This window comes from Bacteroides caecigallinarum, assembly GCF_021530995.1.
Taxonomy (GTDB): Bacteria; Bacteroidota; Bacteroidia; order Bacteroidales; family Bacteroidaceae; genus Phocaeicola; species Phocaeicola faecigallinarum.
This window is the reverse complement of sequence record NZ_JADYTF010000187.1, coordinates 1-3,419: the sequence shown is the minus strand read 5'-3', so window position 1 is coordinate 3,419 and position 3,419 is coordinate 1. Positions and strand designations below refer to the sequence as shown.

Below are 3,419 nucleotides of genomic sequence, written 5' to 3'. Positions count from 1 at the left end.
ACTAAAACCAATATACTAATGAAAGATATAATTATCGAAAGAATTGCCTCATTAAGGCTATTCATGGAAAAGAATGACTTATCAGCATATATAACATTCAGTACTGATCCACATTCTGGCGAATACGTGCCTGCACATTGGGAGTCACGAAAATGGATAACAGGATTCACCGGTTCTGCAGGAACAGCAGTTATCACCAAAGACGATGGAGGTTTATGGACCGACTCAAGATATTTTTTACAAGCCGAGGAACAACTTTCCGGAAGCGGAATTAAACTGTTCAAGGAACGTACAACCGGAACTCCATCAATAAGCGAATGGCTATGCAATGTTCTGAATGAGGGAGATAAAGTAGGATTCGACGGTTATACTACATCCGTAAGTGTCACAAAAGACCTTGAGGAGAATTTATCTATTAAGGGTCTGAAACTGGTTATGACAGAAGATCCATATAAAATGATATGGACAGACAGACCGGAAATCCCCACCCATAAACCATTCATTCTAGACGAAAAATACTCTGGAGAAAATACAGATACAAAACTCTCAAGAATCAGAAGCAAAATTTCATTAAAAGAAAATGAGGCTGTACTCTTATCCTCATTGGACGAAATAGCTTGGACACTCAATATGCGCGGAAACGACATACATTGCAACCCTCTTTTTGTGTCATATCTGCTTATATCGAAAGATTATGCCTCTTTATATATAAATAAGGATAAACTATCAGAAACTATAGAAGCCTACCTAACATCGCACAATATAACCATTAAAGAATATGAAGAGATAGAAAGTGATATAATGTCATGCCACAACCACAATATATGGATGTCACCAACAATAAACTTTGCAATATACAACGCCGCGACAAAACAGAACAATGTCATTCTGAGCAACTCGCCTGTATGCGAATTCAAAGCAATAAAAAACCCAACTGAAATATCTGGTTTCCACAATGCAATGATACGCGACGGTATAGCCATGGTGAAATTTCTTATGTGGCTAGAGAAATCCGTAAAAAATGGAGACCAGACAGAAACAAGTATAGACATGCAGCTATACAAATACCGTTCTGAAATGGAGTATTTCCAAGGAATCAGCTTCGACACAATAGCCGGCTATCAGGAACACGGCGCAATAGTGCATTACGAGGCTACCGAAGAATCCGCTTCAACTCTCAAACCGGAAGGCCTCATACTCCTAGATAGCGGCGCACAATACCTGGACGGCACTACTGACATAACACGTACAATACCGCTCGGTCCTATATCGAATGCCCAAAAGAAAGACTATACTTTAGTGCTCAAAGGATTTATCCAGCTTGCGATGGCGGAATTCCCGGACGGTACATGCGGAACCCAACTTGACGTACTGGCAAGAATTGCAATGTGGAAAGAAGGAGTCAACTACGGACATGGAACAGGACATGGAGTGGGACATTTCCTCAACGTCCATGAAGGACCGCATCAGATAAGAATGAATCACATGCCAGCTATATTAAAGCCGGGAATGACAGTTACAAACGAACCAGGCATATACAGAAGCGGACAATATGGAATACGCACAGAAAACACAATGCTCATAATACCAGGAAAAGAGACAGAATTCGGTACATTCTATAAGTTTGAACAACTCACACTGTGCCCTATATCCAAAGATCCGATAATAAAAGAAATGCTTTCACATGAAGAAATATCATGGTTGAACAATTACCACGCAACTGTTTACGATAAACTTTCGCCATACCTTACAAGTGAAGAAAATGCCTGGCTTAAAGCAATGACCTCACCTATCCAATAGTAAAATCTTTAATAAGAATACAGACTGGCCTAGACACGAAAAAAATATCAAAAAAATATGGGCTGTCATTCGACTTAAAACAACAGTTCATTTTAAGTCAAATGACAGCCCATTTTATTTTAATGTCTGTTTCGTCTGAAACCAATAACAAAATCACAAATTAAAGCGAAGAAAAACAAGAGACCACATCACTTACATTACAAAACTCTAAAAATAAAATTCCGGATTTCTTCTTTCACTGAAATTATCATACAGGAATTTTGTGAACGGTGTATCAAAAACCCTTGCTCCATGAGGACAAACTTTAACACACGCACAACACAACGTGCATTTATCAATATCAGTACATACATTTCCTAATGCATCTAAAGATATCGCGTGAGTAGGACAAGAAGAAATACATAATCCACATGAACAACAATTTTCTGTACTTATTGGAGCTACAGGCTGCTTAGGCTTCACCTCTTTATATGGATAATTTCCCGGAACAAACAGCTCGCCGAAATCAGGGACAGTCACTATTTTATCCATTATTTCTTTTCCAAAATGTTCAGCCATGCTCAAATCATAAAAATCCGGTCTTCCAGCTGCAACAGGCATATTCTCTCTGCTAAAACTATGTTCACCTATGAATGAAGCAGCCGCCGCAACACGGAAGCCACGTTTCATCATCTCATTTTTCAATTCAAGCAGTGCATCATCATAATGTCTGTTTCCATATACCGCCACTATTACACACATAGCCCCGTTTGCATTCAATACTCCTAAACGTTCAAAAAATATCGAAGGGATACGACCTCCATAAACCGGCGACACGAAAACCGTAAGAGAATCATCGGGGAAACTTTCTATATTATTATTCTCCTTAGTAATATCCGATTCACACAAATTATTCACCTTCAATCCATCGCCTATGGCACGAGCAATTTTTCTGGACGTCCCGGTTGGCGAATAATAAATCAGATTTACAGAATTTATAATGTTGTTCATAAATTTATATTTTGAAGATTATCTTATTCAGGTTACAAAAATAAGCAAATAAATATAACCCAATAATAATAGAATATGTTTTTATAAGAATTATCCAATATGCCAACAATATCACCAACACTTTTACATTGGACATTTTACCACCCAGTATATATAAAAAAAGAAGAAGCCGAATTTCAACTTCTTCTTTTGTACCCAGACCCGGTACAAGGCATAGAAATTATAGGAAAATAAAAGAATTTATCTTCCTTATTATCAGTTATTTGTATATTTCTTATTTTCTCCATTTTTGCCATATTTTGCCCATTTTTCGTCATTAAGTACACTTTTAGTACACTTTGAAATTTCATTTTCTTTTGTACCTTTGCAATATCGAAAAACAAAAGAAAATCAATTATTTAGCGTAATCACCCGGTTACGGTATCTAAATCGGGATAAAACCTCTAAGCAATGGCAAAGTTAGAAAATAAAACGAAAGAAAACCCTAAATTGGAGCAAAACAGGTTCATCCGACATTTCGCGTGATGCGGCAATCATGCAGTGCATATAGCCTCAATTCAAAGTATCGTTCATCCCTAAATCCATATGCCGTTCTCTTCATGACCTTTATCTTGTTGTTGATGCCTTCT

3 protein-coding genes are annotated in these 3,419 nt (G+C 37.5%); 1 reads left to right on the top strand and 2 read right to left on the bottom strand.

The genetic code is table 11. From position 1 onward, the window contains the following. Positions 1–18: 18 nt before the first annotated feature. Positions 19–1,800 (top strand): aminopeptidase P family protein, encoded by a 1,782-nt coding sequence (locus I6E24_RS15700; protein WP_235329581.1) that lies wholly within the window; start codon positions 19–21, stop codon positions 1,798–1,800. 207 nt (positions 1,801–2,007) lie between these two features. Here I6E24_RS15700 and I6E24_RS15695 read toward each other — a convergent pair whose 3' ends face one another. Together I6E24_RS15695 and I6E24_RS15690 are read right to left on the bottom strand one after the other, a co-directional pair. After that, entirely contained in the window at positions 2,008–2,790 is a 783-nt protein-coding gene (locus I6E24_RS15695) for a 4Fe-4S binding protein (RefSeq protein WP_235329579.1), read from the bottom strand. A gap of 505 nt (positions 2,791–3,295) precedes the next feature. Beyond that, the coding region (locus tag I6E24_RS15690) for a transposase (RefSeq protein WP_235326881.1) at positions 3,296–3,419 on the bottom strand (124 nt) is incomplete at its 5' end.